Here is a 15,155-nt window from a genome sequence, read left to right as displayed (position 1 = left end):
TATCATCGGCAGTGCGGTGAAGCTCCCTCCTCCGGGCGGATGAGATGGGGCACGAAGCCGATTAGCCCATCTATGCTCCTCGGAAGAAACCTTCGGCTTGAGCAAGGGCCCCGCCGCAAAAATTGCCGTCGCCGCAGCAAGCAGCCACGGCACAAGCGCGCGGAAGGACGGATTGTCGAGCGACAGCAGGATCAGCGCGCCGGCGAGCCCTCCCACAAGCGACACGACGCCCAGCACGGCAATGCTCCGCCATCGATGCAGAATTTCCGCCCGATAGGCGATCGTCGATGTCACATACCCTGGAAACTGCACGATCGATGACGTGGCATTGGCCGAGATTGGCGGAATGCCGGCGAGCGTCATCACCCCGAAAGTAAGAAACGTGCCGCCGCCCGCAATCGCGTTGACAGCACCCGACAGAAACCCCGCCGCGGCCAGCAGCAGAATCATCATTATTGTCATTTCGCAATTTCCTCTTCCCGGAAATCCAGATATCCCGTTCCGAGCAAGGCAGCAACGATGCTCGCGACAAAAATTGCGACTGCGGGATGACAAACGCCCCGTATTGGTGTATTGGCCGGCGCGGAAATGGGAAAACTCCCGTCGACCAGCAACAAAGAATGGCGAATTCGCTAGCCCACAAGGCACGTCGCGAGGCCCTCGGATGAGGTGACCAAGGACGGGAGGCGCTCTGGCTGTTTCAGAAGAACTGAAAAGGTTTGACCGATGAACATCATCCAGCAGCTGGAAGCCGAACAGGCAGCCAAGATCGAAGCTCAGCGCAAGCTTCCTGAATTCTCCCCGGGCGACACGGTCCGCGTCAACGTACGCGTGACGGAAGGTACCCGCACCCGCGTACAGGCTTACGAAGGCGTCTGCATCGCTCGTTCAGGCGGCGGCATCAACGAGAGCTTCACCGTTCGCAAGATCTCCTACGGCGAAGGTGTTGAGCGCGTATTCCCGGTTTACTCGCCGCTCGTCGAAGGCGTCGAAATCGTTCGCCGCGGTAAGGTCCGTCGCGCCAAGCTGTACTACCTGCGCGATCGTCGCGGCAAGTCGGCTCGTATCGTCGAGAACACCGGCACCCGCGCCCGTAAGCTGAACGACGCCGAGCGCGCCGCAGTTGCCGAGGAAAAGGCACGCATTGAAGCTGAAAAGATTGCAGCAGCACAGGCACTGGCCGCCGAAAAGGCAGCACAGGAAGCCGCTGAAGCAAAGGCTGCTGAAGAAGCAGCAAAGGCAGCAGAAGCTTCTGCAGAATAAGATTGCCGGTTACGGCATGAGAAAAAGGCGACCTTCAGGTCGCCTTTTTTGTTTGTGCGACTAGCGTGGACCGTCCGCATGTGCCGACGGCGGCACGTCCTTCGTCTCGCGCCCGAGCATCTGGCCCACGATGATCACCAGCACACCCGCTACAGCAAGGCATGCCGCCAGGAAGAACATTGGCAGGATGTTACTGCCCGTCGCGTCATTGATCCAGGGCACGACATTTTGCGCGATGAAGCCGCCGAGATTGCCGACCGAGTTGATCGCAGCCAGCCCAGCCGCAGCCCCGGCTCCCTTCAGAAAGCGTGACGGCAGGCTCCAGAACACCGGCTGGCCGGCAAAGATGCCCGCTGCGGCAATGCAGAGGAAAGCGAACTGCAGATAGGGCGAGGTCACCAGGACGGAAGCCGCCAGGGCCGCGGCACCGACAAACGCTGGCCCCACAATATAAGGCGTCTTTTTCTCGGTCTTATCGGCAGCCGAAGGAACCACCCAAAGCGCGACGGCGACGATCAGCCAGGGAATGATGTTGATGAAGCCGTTGGTCGTGTTCGATACGCCAAAACCCTTGACGATCGTCGGCAGCCAGTAGCTCAGGCCATAGGCCGCCAGCGGGAAGCCGATGAAGCAGAGGGCCATCAACAGCACGCGCGGATTGATCAGCGCCTTGAAGCCGTGGCCCGCATCCTCGTCCATTCCAGCATTTTCCTGCGCCAGCCGATCTTTCAGCCATTGCTTCTCGTCATTCGTCAGAAACTCTGCCTTTTCGGGCGTGTCGGCGAGATAGAAGAAGGTGAAGGCGCCGGCGATGACGGCGGGAATGCCGGTCGCGAGAAACACCCATTCCCATCCCTCAAGCCCCAGTGTGCCATCGAGATCGAGCAGCATGCCGCCGAGCGGCGCGCCGACCGCATTTGCGAGCGCACTGAAGATCATGAACAGGCCGACCATGCGACCGCGATAATCTTTCGGAAACCAGAGCGTCAGCAGATAGAGCACGCCCGGAAAGAACCCCGCCTCACAGGCACCGAGCAGAAAGCGAAGGATATAGAACATCGTCATGTTCTGGGTGAAGGCCAGCGCGATCGTCACCAGCCCCCAGGACACGATGATCCGGGTGAACCAGATTCGCGCCCCGAAACGGGTCAGGAAGAGATTGGCCGGCACCTCGAAGATGAAATAGCCGATGAAGAACAGCGAGGCGCCGAGGCCATAGGCATATTCGCTCATCCCGAGTGAATCGACCATCTGCAGCTTCGCGTAACTCACGTTCTGCCTGTCGATATAGGCAATGAGATAAAGGACGCCGAGAAGCGGCATCAGCCGCCAGGTGATCTTAGAGATCGTATTGCTTTCAGAGACCAAGATTTCCTCCCCGGCCAGCAGCCGTGTCTGATCTGTGGGGAGGAAATTAGGTGCATCACTGGATGCGGCAAGAGACCGCAGGCCTCTTTGAGACGAGGAAGCCGTTGCCCCGTGCAGGATTACCGCAGCACAAACCGGTCGCGGCCCGCTTCCTTGGCTTGATAAAGCGCCTCATCTACGGCCTTTAAGAGACCCAGCCGCTCCGACCCCGCCTCCGGCGCGAGAGCAGCGCCGATGCTGAGACGCGCGGTGACGATGTTGTCGTCAACGACGAAAGGCCGGCGAAACTCTTGGAGCAGGGATTCGGAAAGCTCGGAAAGCGCTGCGACATCCGGCGGATCGGGCACGAAGATCGCAAACTCGTCACCGCCCATGCGCACGACCACATCCTGCGCCCGCACACACTCGCTGATCCGTTTGGCGGCATGGGTCAGAACCTGATCGCCCGCATGGTGCCCAAGCTTGTCGTTGATCTGCTTGAAACCGTCCATATCGAGATAAAGCACGCCGAACCCCTGCTGCGAGGAAAGCGCGTTGGCGAGCATCACGTCGATCAACGAGACAAGTGCCGACCTGTTGTAAAAACCGGTCAGCGGATCGGTCATGGCCGCAAGCTTCAGCTTTTCCTCGGCAAACTCCATCATGAAATTCGCCTTCTGCAGCCGCAGGAGACCGCTTGCCACGTCGGCAAACTGGCGCAGGTTGCGAATCTCGACATCGGTAAGGTCCCGCTGCTCGACATCGAGTAGGCAGAACGAACCGACCGGAAGATCAGGCTCCAGCGATACCGGAGCACCGGCATAAAACCGGAAACCTGGAGCGCCTTGAATTGCGGGAAAACTTCGGAATTCCGGGTGCCGGCTGAGGTCGGGCACCACGACGACTTCGTTGGCATAAACCACGCGGGAGCAGACGGAATCTTCCCGACTGCATTCACCGATCGGAATGCTACCGACCTGGCAGGCAACCCGCTGCCAGTCCTCGTCTATGATATTGACCGCAGCACAAGGGGTGCCGAAAACATCCTTGGCCAGTTGCACGAGCGTGGAAAGTTCAGACGTCGCATTGCCATCGACCGAAATCAGCCCCCGGACGGAAAGCAGACGATCAGCTTCATTGGCAGGAAGCTGGGCTGTAAGTGCCATACGCACCTCCTCGTTGTCCTCATCACCGCCGCCGCATGCAAATAAGGACACAAAAAAAGAGCTTTAACTGCCTGTCGCTTGTGCCATGCGCCCCTAATCGAAGCAATTGCCGTCCCTCTAAAAAACTGGTAATAGACCGGCCATGGGATCGAAATTCGGATGCCTCGCGAACAAATTTATCGTGCTGCAGGACCACAAGCGTCTGCCGGCACGCTTCTTCGCATCCGTATCCGGCGCTCTCAACAGCCGACTTAGCTGACGGTCGCTTAAACGCGACCCGTGCTGCGGCACACGCTTTTGCCGCGACAAATCCCCCTTTTCAAAAAACTGTTCTCGAACGGAATGGCAGCCATGAGCGCACCTCGCACCCTCTACGACAAGATCTGGGACGACCACGTCGTCTTTCAGGACGAAAACGGCACCTGTCTTCTCTACATCGACCGTCACCTGGTTCACGAGGTGACGTCGCCGCAGGCTTTCGAAGGCCTGCGCATGGCCGGCCGCAAGGTCCGCGCGCCCGAAAAGACGCTCGCCGTCGTCGACCATAACGTCCCGACCACGGCAGACCGCCACGAAGGCATCAAGAACGAGGAAAGCCGCATCCAGGTCGAGGCGCTTGCCCAGAACGCTCGTGATTTCGGCGTCGAATATTATTCCGAAAAGGACGTCCGCCAGGGCATCGTCCATATCGTCGGACCGGAACAGGGGTTCACCCTGCCGGGCATGACCATCGTCTGCGGCGACAGCCACACCTCCACCCACGGCGCATTCGGCGCGTTGGCGCATGGTATCGGCACGTCCGAGGTCGAGCATGTTCTCGCCACTCAGACGCTGGTGCAGAAGAAGGCCAAGAACATGCTGGTGCGTGTCGATGGCAAGCTGCCGGAAGGCGTCACCGCCAAGGATATCATCCTCGCCATCATCGGCGAGATCGGTACCGCCGGCGGCACCGGCCACGTTATCGAATTCGCCGGCGAGGCGATCCGATCGTTGTCTATGGAAGGCCGCATGACGGTCTGCAACATGACGATCGAAGGCGGCGCTCGCGCCGGCCTGATCGCGCCGGACGAGACGACTTTCGAATACATCAAGGACAAGCCGCGCGCACCGAAGGGCAAGGCCTGGGACATGGCGCTCGACTACTGGAAGACGCTCTACACCGAAGAAGGCGCTCATTACGACAAGGTCGTCGTCCTCGATGCCGCAAACCTGCCGCCGATCGTCACCTGGGGTTCTTCGCCGGAAGACGTCACGACCATCGAAGGCACAGTGCCGAATCCAGACGAGATCCAGGATGAGAACAAGCGCACGTCGAAATGGCGCGCGCTGGATTACATGGGCCTGAAGCCGGGCACGAAGATGACTGACATCGCCGTCGATCGCGTCTTCATCGGCTCCTGCACCAACGGTCGCATCGAAGACCTGCGCGCCGCCGCAAAGGTAGTCGAAGGCAAAAAGGTGGCCTCGACCGTTTCCGCCATGATCGTGCCGGGCTCCGGCATCGTCAAGGAACAGGCGGAAGCCGAAGGCCTCGACGTGATCTTCAAGGATGCCGGCTTCGAATGGCGCGAGCCGGGCTGCTCGATGTGCCTTGCAATGAACGACGACCGTCTCAGCCCCTACGAGCGCTGCGCCTCCACCTCGAACCGCAATTTCGAAGGTCGCCAGGGCTACAAGGGCCGTACCCACCTCGTCTCGCCTGCAATGGCGGCGGCGGCGGCCGTGGCAGGACACTTCGTCGATATCCGCGACTGGAAGTAAACTGCTTTCGTTGAATGACGTTTGAGATGCCCGGCCAAAGTGCCGGGCATTTTGTTTTGGATTACCCCAGAACCTTCACTAACGTCCCTTTTCGCAGATGCGGCAACAGCCGCTTCATGTCGCGCGGATGAACCGCCACGCACCCGGCCGTCGGCTGATAACCCGGCTTGATCAGATGAAAAAAGATTGCCGAGCCGCCGTAGCGCTTGCGAGAGGTAATGTTCCAATCCATCACCAGACAGACATCATAAAGCCCGTCCGTCCGCTTCATTTCTTCATGGCTCGGCTTGAAAGGTGCCCCCATGCGCTGAGTGACCAGCCGGTTATAGGCCGCATGCTTCGGCTCGTCGCACCACAACATGTCCCCGGATATTCGCCGCATCGAAAGCGGCGTCTGCGGCAGCCTGATCCGCTCGCCGCGGGTGAAGCCGGAAATCAGCTTCATGGCCGCAATCGGCGTCGCCCCATCCCCTTCCCGCTTGAAGGCAGAGGTGCCGGAACGACCGAGCGCCGCCTGCAAAGTGATTCCCTTGAACGAGATAATCGCCCTTTGCCGGTTGCGAGGCGCAGTCCGGACGGTCACGACGGATTGCTTTTGGGACTTTTGCACACGGAAAAGCGGCATTTTCTCACGAGGTTTTGCTTTGAATATCATTTTGTTTGAAATCATAGCATCTTGGGCTTTACATCGGGGAGCCCTAAATACGCTTAGATTCCGACAACACGGACGAAAACGGGCGACACGAAAGGCAAGAGCTGTATGGCAAGAACGATACTCCTGGTAGATGACGACAACGACCTGCGTGAGACGCTGGTCGAGCAATTGTCGTTGTACGACGAGTTTTCGCTGTTGCAGGAGGAGAATGCCACCAAGGCCATGAACACGGCCAAGACGGCGCAGGTCGACCTTCTGATCATGGATGTCGGCCTTCCCGACATGGATGGCCGCGAAGCCGTCAAGCTCCTGCGCAAGAACGGCTTCAAGGCGCCGATCATCATGCTCACGGGCCATGACACCGACAGTGACACGATCCTCGGCCTCGAAGCCGGCGCCAACGATTATATCGTCAAGCCGTTCCGCTTTGCCGTCCTGCTCGCCCGTATCCGCGCACAGCTGCGCCAGTACGAGCAGAGTGAGGATGCGACCTTCACTGTCGGCCCCTACATCTTCAAGCCGAGCCAGAAGCTGCTGACCACTGACGACGGCAAGAAGATCCGCCTGACGGAAAAGGAAGCGGCAATCATCCGGTATCTTTACCGCGCCGGCCAGAAGGTTGTTACCCGCGATGTGCTACTGGAAGAGGTCTGGGGTTACAATTCCGGCGTCACCACACACACGCTAGAAACCCATGTCTACCGTCTTCGCCAGAAGATCGAACGCGACCCGTCCAACGCCGAGATCCTCGTGACCGAAAACGGTGGCTACAAGATCGTCCCGTAAATGGCACTGAACGACGATATAAAGCTTCTTTCAAGCGTTCCGCTGTTCCGCGAGCTGGATGGCGATCAGCTGCGTCTGATCGCCTTTGGCGCGGAACGCCGTTCGCTTGCCGAAACGCAGGAACTCTTTCGCGAAGGCTCTCCCGCAGAAGCAGCCTATATCGTCGCCAGGGGGCAGATCGGGCTTTATGCAGCCGACCGCTTTGGCGATATCCGCCACCAAAAAACGGTCGGTCCCGGCACGCTTCTGTCCGAACTGGCGCTGGTGACGATGGTAGAACGTAAATTCACCGCCGTTGCGGCTTCCGATGCCGAAGTGATGAAAATCAGCCGCCAGCTTTTTCAGCGCCTGCTGGAAGAATACCCGCAGGTCGGTCGGTTGATCGAAGCCCGTATCCGGGAAAATATCGCCGGGCTTGCCAAGGCGGCTGCGGCGATGGAACATCGGTTCCGGTAAAGCGCCTCCTCTTACGCTCTCACAGCGCTTGTGTTTCGATCCTCGGGTCAAGCCCGAGGATGAAGAATGCTGAACGGATGATATGCCCAAAGCAGGCTTCGATAATGGAAATATGCTCGCTCACCGCGAGACACCAGGAAATCTACGCACTACTCCGTCATCCTCGGGCTTGACCCGAGGATCCAGACACAAGCCTGCCAGCCTCAGAACTTGAACACCGCCGTCACCGGCACATGGTCCGACGGCTGGTTCCAGCCGCGAGCCTCTTTCAGAATATCGATCCGTTCGAGGAATGGCCCAAGCTCCGGCGAGGACCAGACGTGGTCCAGGCGACGGCCCTTGTTTGCGGCTTCCCAGTCCTTGGCGCGGTAGCTCCACCACGTATAGATCTTCTCCGGCTCCGGCGTGAACTGGCGCATCAGGTCCAGCCAGCCGCCCTTGGCGATCACGTCCTTCATCCCGTCGGTCTCGACCGGCGTGTGGCTGACAATCTTGAGCAACTGCTTATGCGACCAGACGTCGTGCTCGAGCGGCGCGATGTTGAGATCGCCGACAAGGATCGACGACACGCCGGGCATATCCGCCTTCAGCGTCTTCATTTCCTCGACGAAATCAAGCTTGTGGCCGAATTTCGGATTGATCTCCCGGTTCGGCTCGTCGCCGCCCGCCGGCACATAGAAATTATGCAGCCGAATGCGGCGCGACCCGCGCTCGAAGATCGCCGATATGTGCCGCGCATCGCCCATGCCGCAATAATTCTGCCGATGGTCTTCCAGAAGCGGGATCTTCGAGGCGATGGCAACGCCGTGATAGCCCTTCTGGCCATGTACGATGATGTGCTCGTAGCCGAGATCCTTGAGCGGCTGATACGGGAACTCCGGCTCCTGGCACTTGATTTCCTGCAGGCACAGAATGTCCGGCTGGTTGCGGACGATGAACTGCTGCACGATCGGCATGCGCAGGCGTACCGAGTTGATATTCCAGGTGGCCAGGGAAAATGTCATGGAGAACCTCGATTGTCCGTCGAGGTCTAGAGCAATTCCAGCAAAAGTGGGAACCGGTTTTGCGTCCGGAATTGCGTAAGACCAAAGGAGATAGAGCACTACTGGCGATCCAATGATCGCTGGCAATGCTCTATGTTATTTGGCGATTGATGAGAAGCAAAAAGGGCCGCGAATGTCGCAGCCATTTAGACAGTATCGGGATGTAAATCTCAGCCGCGACCGCGCACTTCGGCATAGTCGATCGCAAACACCTTCTCGTCGAGGCTGACGCCTGTCTTGACGTTATAGATCATCACCGAGGTATCCTTGCCCTGATTGTCGGTGATCGTCCACTGACGCAGGTCATAGGTCTTGCTGTCGAACATCATGGTGATCGTCGAATCGCCAAAGATCGTCTTGTTACCGAGCACGATCGTGGTGAGATCGCTCTCTTCTTTCACGCCGCGCACGGCATCGTTGGAAAGATCGATCCGGTCTGCCAGAAGCAGCGTCAAAGGCGTCTTTGAAAGCGGATAGAGATCCCAGGTCTTCAGTTTGATATTGCCGACAACGACATTTTTTCCATCGGAAATCACGCGCAGCGGCGATGGATCCTCGAAATTGAAACGCAGCCTGCCGGGACGTTCGATATAGAATTTTCCGCCCGTCTGCTCGCCGCGCGGGCCGAACTGCACAAACTCGCCCATCATCGTCTTCACGGACGAAAAGTGGTCGGCGATCTTCTGCGCGGCCGCGCCGCCACCGCTCTGTGCGGAAGCCGCCACAGGCAGAAATGCGGAAGCGGCAAGGCCGAACAGGCCTGCGGAAAACTGTCTACGATCAATCCGGATGGAAAGAGCTGTTTTTTCTTTGGTCATTCTGGTCTCCATCCAAATGCACTGGGCCGCAAACGCGGCGTCATGATGACTTGCCGGCGGCTTGGCAAGCCGTAGCCGACACGATCACGAAAGACTTACCCGCGACTAGCGCTCGATAATATCGGCCTCGGTCGGCACGAGGATCTCGCGCTTGCCGGCGTGGTTTGCCGGACCGATCAGCCCTTCCTTCTCCATCCGCTCGATCAGCGAGGCGGCACGGTTGTAGCCGATGCCGAGACGCCGCTGGACATAGGAGGTCGAAGCCTTGCCATCTCTCAACACGACTGCAACGGCCTGGTCGTATGGGTCATCCGAATCCGACAGATTGGACATGCCCGCCGGGCCGCCACCGCCGCCGTCTTCATCCTCATCGTCGGCCGTGATCGCTTCGAGATATTGGGGCGACCCTTGAGTTTTCAAGTAGGCGACGATTTCTTCAACCTCATTGTCTGAAACAAACGGCCCGTGAACGCGCTGAATGCGCCCGCCGCCGGCCATGTAGAGCATGTCGCCCTGGCCGAGCAGCTGCTCGGCACCCTGCTCGCCGAGAATGGTGCGGCTGTCGATCTTCGACGTCACCTGGAAGGAGATACGGGTCGGGAAGTTCGCCTTGATCGTACCGGTAATGACGTCGACGGACGGACGCTGCGTAGCCATGATAACGTGGATACCGGCGGCACGTGCCATCTGCGCCAAGCGCTGCACGGCGCCTTCGATATCCTTGCCGGCGACCATCATCAGGTCCGCCATTTCGTCGATGATGACGACGATATAGGGCATCGGCTCGAGATCGAACTCTTCTGTCTCGTACATGGCCTCGCCCGTCTGGCGGTCAAAACCGGTCTGCACGGTGCGGGTCAGGATCTCGCCCTTTTCCTTCGCCTGCTCAACACGGGAATTGAAGCCGTCGATATTACGAACACCGATCTTCGACATCTTTTTGTAGCGCTCTTCCATCTCGCGGACGGTCCACTTGAGCGCAACGACAGCCTTCTTCGGATCTGTCACGACCGGAGACAGCAGATGCGGAATTCCGTCATAGACGGAAAGTTCGAGCATCTTCGGGTCGATCATGATCAGGCGGCATTTCTCCGGCGTATAGCGATAGAGAAGCGACAGGATCATCGTATTGATGGCAACCGATTTACCGGAGCCGGTGGTACCGGCGACGAGAAGGTGAGGCATCTTGGCAAGATCGGCTACGACCGGCTCACCGCCGATCGTCTTGCCGAGCGCCATGGCGAGCTTTGCCTTGCTGCCTTCAAAATCCTTCGAACCGATCATCTCGCGCAGATAGACCATCTCGCGAGTGCGGTTCGGCAACTCGATACCGATCGCGTTGCGGCCAGGCACGACGGCGACACGGGCGGCGATCGCGCTCATCGAGCGGGCGATATCGTCGGCCAGGCCAATGACGCGGGAAGACTTGATACCTGGCGCCGGCTCCAGTTCGTAAAGCGTTACGACCGGGCCGGGGCGCACATGGATGATCTCGCCCTTGACGCCAAAGTCTTCCAGCACGCCCTCCAGCATGCGGGCATTCTGTTCCAGCGCATCGGCCGAAAGCGATGCATCACGTGCAATGGCCTTCGGCTCGGTGAGCAGATGGACCGAAGGAAGCTGGAAACCGTCCGGACGAATAAACGAGCCCTGCGCATCGCGCGAGACGCGTGCACTGGGCTTCGGCGCGGGAGCTGCGGGCGTGACACGTGCAGAACGGCCACCAGCCTGAGGTGTACGCGATGCCAGGAACGGAGCGTCGTCATCATCCTCGTCATCGGCAAGAATGCCGGACGGACGGCGGGGGATATCGTCCATGTCGAATGGCGGATCATCATCGTGGTCATGGCCGTAGATCGGCGGAGCGGAAACCACCCGGCGCGGATTGCCGGCAACCCGTTCACCAGCGCCGTCGAGCGACGGCTCCGTCCGGCGCGTGTCGCCACCGGCAGCCTTTGCCCGCACGGGCTCGTTCAGCTTGCCGAACTCGTCCTCGTTGAAATCGTAAGGCTGGTCGTAAGCTTGGCGCGCACGCGGCTTCATGCCCACCATACGGCGCAGACGGGCCTGGGTAATGTACCAATAATGCGCGGCAAGGCCGAGCGGCAGGAAGCGTTCAAGGAACCCGCCGTCATCCTCCTCTTCGTCTTCCTCGTCGCGCCGCGCGCGAGAGACGACGGCCGCAACAGGCTTGTCGTCATCTTCCTCTTCCACATCCAGCTCGAGCGGATCACCGACGAGACCGGAGGCGAACAGCATCAGCCAGATGCAGGGAACGGTGAAGATGCCGCCCAGCACCATAGCGACCATGCCGGTCGGATAGGCGCCGACAAACAGTGCCGGAAACCGCAGGATCATGTCGCCGATAACGCCGCCGATACCGTTCGGGATCGGCCATGTCTGCGGCGCGGGAAAACAGCCGAGCGTAGCCGAAGCCAGCAGCGTTCCACCGCCCCAGGCGGCGATACGCGCCGGAATGCGATCGAAACGACGGCCGGAGATCAGCGCCAGCGCAAAGGAAAGCACAGGCAGAAGCGCGATGAGCCCGGCAAGGCCGAGAAACTGCATCATCAGGTCGGCAAAGGCCGCACCGCCGAAACCTAGAAGATTGGTGGGGGGATTATCGGTAGCGTAGGAAAAGCTCGGGTCGGCGACATTCCAAGTGGCAAGCGCCGCAACGGCAAGCGCAAGGCCCAGGAAAATACCGAAGCCGATCAGCGCAAGCGCCTGCCGGAGCACGAAAGAGCTGAGAACCGAGCGGGTTGACCGGTTTGCCAATGCCGCCGAACTGCTTCTGCTCATCGTATCTGCCCGCCGCCTGTGAAACGAAATAAGGTGCGCAAACCGGCAAATGCCGTCGCACAATTCCAAGACAAGGTAACGCGGGGATGGTTAACGCAGCTTTAACCACATGATCCACTGGCCGCTTCCAAACACGAAAATGGCCCGGCACAAGGCCGAGCCATCTGATTTTGGCAAAGGATCGGGCCGGTTGATACCGGCCGGCCTCTTAGCTGTGATAGGCGGATTCGCCGTGTGCAGCGAGGTCGAGACCTTCGCGTTCGGCTTCGACCGGAACGCGCAGGCCGACGATCAGGTCGACAACCTTGTAGAGGATGATCGAGCCGATACCGCACCACAGGATGGTGACGACGACTGCCCAGACCTGGGTCATGAACTGGCCGCCCATCGTCACGCCTTCGGCATAACCGATGCCGCCGAGCGACGAGGATGCGAAGATGCCGGTTGCCAGAGCGCCGAAGAGACCGCCTGCCCCGTGAACGCCGAATACGTCGGCCGTGTCGTCATAACCGAACTTGTTCTTGATGACGGAGACAAAGAAGTAGCAGATCGGCGAAACGAGCAGACCCATGATGATCGCGCCCATCGGACCGGCAATGCCGGCAGCAGGCGTGATGGCGACGAGACCTGCGATCATGCCCGAAACTGCGCCGAGCAGCGAAGCCTTGCCACGGGTGAAGGTTTCGACGACCGACCAGGAAACGACGGCAGCAGCGGTTGCCAGGAACGTGTTGACGGTTGCGAGCATCGCACCGCCCGAAGCTTCGAGGTTCGAACCGGCATTGAAGCCGAACCAGCCGAGCCACAGCATGGCGGAACCGACCAGCGTCAGCGTCATCGAGTGCGGAGCCATCATGTCCTTGCCGAAGCCGGTACGCTTGCCGACCATGATCGCACCGATGAGGCCTGCAAGACCCGCATTGATGTGAACGACGGTGCCGCCAGCGAAGTCAAGCGCGCCCCAGCCGAAGATCAGGCCGTTTGCGTCCCAGACCATGTGTGCGATCGGGAAGTAGACGAAGGTGACCCAGAGCAGGCAGAAGAGCACGGCAGCCGAGAACTTGATGCGTTCGGCGAAGGCGCCGACGATCAGAACCGGCGTCAGGGCCGCAAACGTCATCTGGAACAGCATGAAGATGAATTCCGGAATGACGACGCCATCCGAGAAGGTCGAAGCCGTCGACTCGATCGTGACGCCGGAGAGGAACATCTTGGCCGTACCGCCCCAGAAGGCAGAGGTGCCGCCGCCGAAGGCGAAGGAATAACCGTAGATGACCCAGGCGAGCATGATGGAGGAACCGATCACGGTGCACTGCATCAGCACGGAGAGCATGTTTTTCGAGCGGACGAGACCGCCGTAGAACAGCGCAATGCCCGGCATGATCATGAAGAACACCAGAAGGGTGCAGAGGAACATGAAGGCGGTGTCGCCCTTGTCCGGAACTGGAGCGGCAGCAGCAGCCTCGGCAGCGGGTGCTGCTGCGGTCTGCGCGAAAGCGACAACCGGCGCAAACAGGGCTGCAGCAGCTGCGCCCATGCGTCCGAGGTTGGAAATCTTGGTCAATTGCATGGTTTGAAAACTCCCCTGTAAGCCGTGCTTAGAGCGCTTCGGTATTGGTTTCGCCGGTACGGATGCGCACGGCCTGCTCGATCGAATAGACGAAGATCTTGCCATCCCCGATCTGGCCGGTCTTCGCAGAAGAAGCGATCGCCTCGACAGCCTTCTCGACGAGATCTGCGGAAACCGCGATCTCGATCTTCAGCTTAGGCAGAAAGCTGACGGCGTATTCGGTGCCGCGATAGATTTCGGTGTGTCCCTTCTGGCGTCCGTAACCTTTGACTTCGGTGACGGTCAGGCCTTGGATACCGACAGCCGTGAGTGCTTCGCGCACCTCATCCAGCTTGAACGGCTTGATAATGGCCATCACGATTTTCATCTGGCTTCCCATCCTTTGTTTATTTCGGCCAAAGCCGACTCTCCTCATCACCGGCAGTAAAGCCTGCGACTGAGCATCTACATTCAAAGGGCGTGCCAGTTTCGAACGGCGTTTAAGTTATTGAAAAACAAAGATAGAAATCCGAGGCCTCATAAATGAGGCAAACGAGCGCCATAAAGACGCCGAATTTCTGTGCATTTTCATTTTTATGCACAATAATTATTCATTTGCCTTTTTACGAATCAAACCTTCCTGAGCCACGGACGCCACCAGCACTCCCGAGCGCGTATAAAGACTGCCGCGCGTCATTCCCCTGCCGCCCGAAGCGCTTGGGCTGTCCTGACTATAAAGCAGCCAATCGTCGAACCGGATCGGCCTGTGGAACCACATGGCGTGATCAAGGCTTGCTGCCTGCAGTCGCGGATCGAAAACGGAGGTGCCGTGCGGATAAAGCGAGGCATCGAGCAGCGTCATATCGGAGAGATAGGCAAGGATGGCCGCCTGCAAGCCACGATCGCCGGGCACATCACCGACCGTGCGAACCCAGACATCCTGAAGCGGCTCCAGCTTCTCCGTCGTCAGGTAATGCTTGAGCGACGTAGGGCGAAGCTCAATCGGGCGGGGCCGCTCCCAATAGCGGCGAATGGCTTCCGGCGCCTTGGGCAGGAAAATCCGTTTGAACTCGGCCTCGTCAATCAGCTCCTCCGGTGCCGGCACATCCGGCAGGGCGATCTGATGCTCATAGCCCTCCTCATCCCGCTGGAACGATGAGGACAGGGTGAAGATCGCCCGCCCATGCTGGATCGCCTGCACCTGGCGCGTGGCAAAGCTGCCGCCATCACGAAGCCGCTCCACCTGATAGACGATCGGAACGCTCGGATCGCCAGGACGCACGAAATAGGCATGCAGCGAATGAACGAATCGATCGGCATCGACCGTTCTTTGCGCCGCCACCAGCGCCTGCGCGATCACCTGTCCACCGAACACGCGCTGCCAGCCGATATCCGGGCTCGTGCCGCGATAAAGATTGTGCTCCAGCTGCTCCAGATCGAGCGTCTTGATGAGCTGTTCCATCGGGTTAGGGCGCGAACCTGACATTTTTACGAACTCCGGCAATAGGA

General features: G+C 59.4%; 14 protein-coding genes. 4 read left to right on the top strand and 10 right to left on the bottom strand.

Annotation, left to right across the window (positions count from 1 at the left end):
• Nucleotides 1-462 (bottom strand): sulfite exporter TauE/SafE family protein (locus tag JZX87_RS22045; RefSeq protein WP_206828027.1); only part of this gene is annotated, 462 nt, incomplete at its 3' end.
• A gap of 264 nt (nucleotides 463-726) precedes the next feature.
• Here JZX87_RS22045 and rplS point away from each other — a divergent pair.
• The gene (rplS, locus tag JZX87_RS22040) at nucleotides 727-1,263 is read left to right on the top strand and encodes a 50S ribosomal protein L19 (RefSeq protein ID WP_148147784.1); all 537 of its coding nucleotides are present in this window, start codon (nucleotides 727-729) and stop codon (nucleotides 1,261-1,263) included.
• A gap of 60 nt (nucleotides 1,264-1,323) precedes the next feature.
• On the opposite strand, the gene JZX87_RS22035 is transcribed toward rplS, so the two are convergent.
• Nucleotides 1,324-2,631 (bottom strand): MFS transporter, encoded by a 1,308-nt coding sequence (locus JZX87_RS22035; RefSeq protein ID WP_206828025.1) that lies wholly within the window; start codon nucleotides 2,629-2,631, stop codon nucleotides 1,324-1,326.
• 119 nt (nucleotides 2,632-2,750) lie between these two features.
• The gene (locus JZX87_RS22030) at nucleotides 2,751-3,776 is read right to left on the bottom strand and encodes a sensor domain-containing diguanylate cyclase (RefSeq protein WP_148147782.1); all 1,026 of its coding nucleotides are present in this window, start codon (nucleotides 3,774-3,776) and stop codon (nucleotides 2,751-2,753) included.
• Nucleotides 3,777-4,127: 351 nt separating this feature from the next.
• Between JZX87_RS22030 and leuC the strand changes: the two genes are divergently transcribed.
• Nucleotides 4,128-5,537, top strand: coding sequence for a 3-isopropylmalate dehydratase large subunit (gene leuC / locus JZX87_RS22025; RefSeq protein ID WP_206828024.1), 1,410 nt, complete (start codon nucleotides 4,128-4,130; stop codon nucleotides 5,535-5,537).
• A gap of 61 nt (nucleotides 5,538-5,598) precedes the next feature.
• Here the strand turns inward: leuC and JZX87_RS22020 are convergent, their stop codons facing one another.
• Nucleotides 5,599-6,162: a L,D-transpeptidase family protein gene (locus JZX87_RS22020; RefSeq protein WP_206828022.1), complete on the bottom strand. Its 564-nt coding sequence runs from the start codon at nucleotides 6,160-6,162 to the stop codon at nucleotides 5,599-5,601.
• A 135-nt stretch (nucleotides 6,163-6,297) separates the two neighbouring features.
• On the opposite strand from JZX87_RS22020, the gene JZX87_RS22015 reads away from it, so the two are divergent.
• Nucleotides 6,298-6,978, top strand: coding sequence for a response regulator transcription factor (locus JZX87_RS22015; RefSeq protein WP_112453880.1), 681 nt, complete (start codon nucleotides 6,298-6,300; stop codon nucleotides 6,976-6,978).
• Nucleotides 6,979-7,434, top strand: a complete 456-nt coding sequence (locus JZX87_RS22010) for a cyclic nucleotide-binding domain-containing protein (RefSeq protein ID WP_206828020.1) — start codon at nucleotides 6,979-6,981, stop codon at nucleotides 7,432-7,434.
• Nucleotides 7,435-7,637: 203 nt separating this feature from the next.
• Here the strand turns inward: JZX87_RS22010 and JZX87_RS22005 are convergent, their stop codons facing one another.
• The 6 genes from JZX87_RS22005 to tesB all read right to left on the bottom strand — a co-directional run bounded on the left by JZX87_RS22005 (nucleotide 7,638) and on the right by tesB (nucleotide 15,132).
• The gene (locus JZX87_RS22005; RefSeq protein ID WP_206828019.1) at nucleotides 7,638-8,438 is read right to left on the bottom strand and encodes an exodeoxyribonuclease III; all 801 of its coding nucleotides are present in this window, start codon (nucleotides 8,436-8,438) and stop codon (nucleotides 7,638-7,640) included.
• Between the two features lie 209 nt (nucleotides 8,439-8,647).
• The gene (locus JZX87_RS22000; RefSeq protein ID WP_206828017.1) at nucleotides 8,648-9,295 is read right to left on the bottom strand and encodes an outer membrane lipoprotein carrier protein LolA; all 648 of its coding nucleotides are present in this window, start codon (nucleotides 9,293-9,295) and stop codon (nucleotides 8,648-8,650) included.
• A gap of 105 nt (nucleotides 9,296-9,400) precedes the next feature.
• Nucleotides 9,401-12,097 (bottom strand): FtsK/SpoIIIE family DNA translocase, encoded by a 2,697-nt coding sequence (locus tag JZX87_RS21995; protein ID WP_206828015.1) that lies wholly within the window; start codon nucleotides 12,095-12,097, stop codon nucleotides 9,401-9,403.
• A gap of 208 nt (nucleotides 12,098-12,305) precedes the next feature.
• Nucleotides 12,306-13,667 carry an ammonium transporter gene (locus JZX87_RS21990; protein WP_148147774.1) on the bottom strand — a complete coding sequence of 454 codons (1,362 nt, stop codon included), beginning with the start codon at nucleotides 13,665-13,667 and terminating at the stop codon, nucleotides 12,306-12,308.
• A 28-nt stretch (nucleotides 13,668-13,695) separates the two neighbouring features.
• On the bottom strand, nucleotides 13,696-14,046 hold the full coding sequence (locus JZX87_RS21985) for a P-II family nitrogen regulator (protein ID WP_183686359.1): 351 nt from the start codon (nucleotides 14,044-14,046) through the stop codon (nucleotides 13,696-13,698).
• A gap of 207 nt (nucleotides 14,047-14,253) precedes the next feature.
• The gene (gene tesB / locus JZX87_RS21980) at nucleotides 14,254-15,132 is read right to left on the bottom strand and encodes an acyl-CoA thioesterase II (RefSeq protein WP_286194997.1); all 879 of its coding nucleotides are present in this window, start codon (nucleotides 15,130-15,132) and stop codon (nucleotides 14,254-14,256) included.
• Between the last annotated feature and the right edge of the window lie 23 nt (nucleotides 15,133-15,155).

Source organism: Agrobacterium sp. Ap1 (genome assembly GCF_017313375.1).
Taxonomy (GTDB): Bacteria; Pseudomonadota; Alphaproteobacteria; order Rhizobiales; family Rhizobiaceae; genus Neorhizobium; species Neorhizobium cellulosilyticum.
The sequence above is the reverse complement of the archived record's forward strand: the minus strand, read 5'-3'. Positions and strand labels throughout refer to the sequence as shown.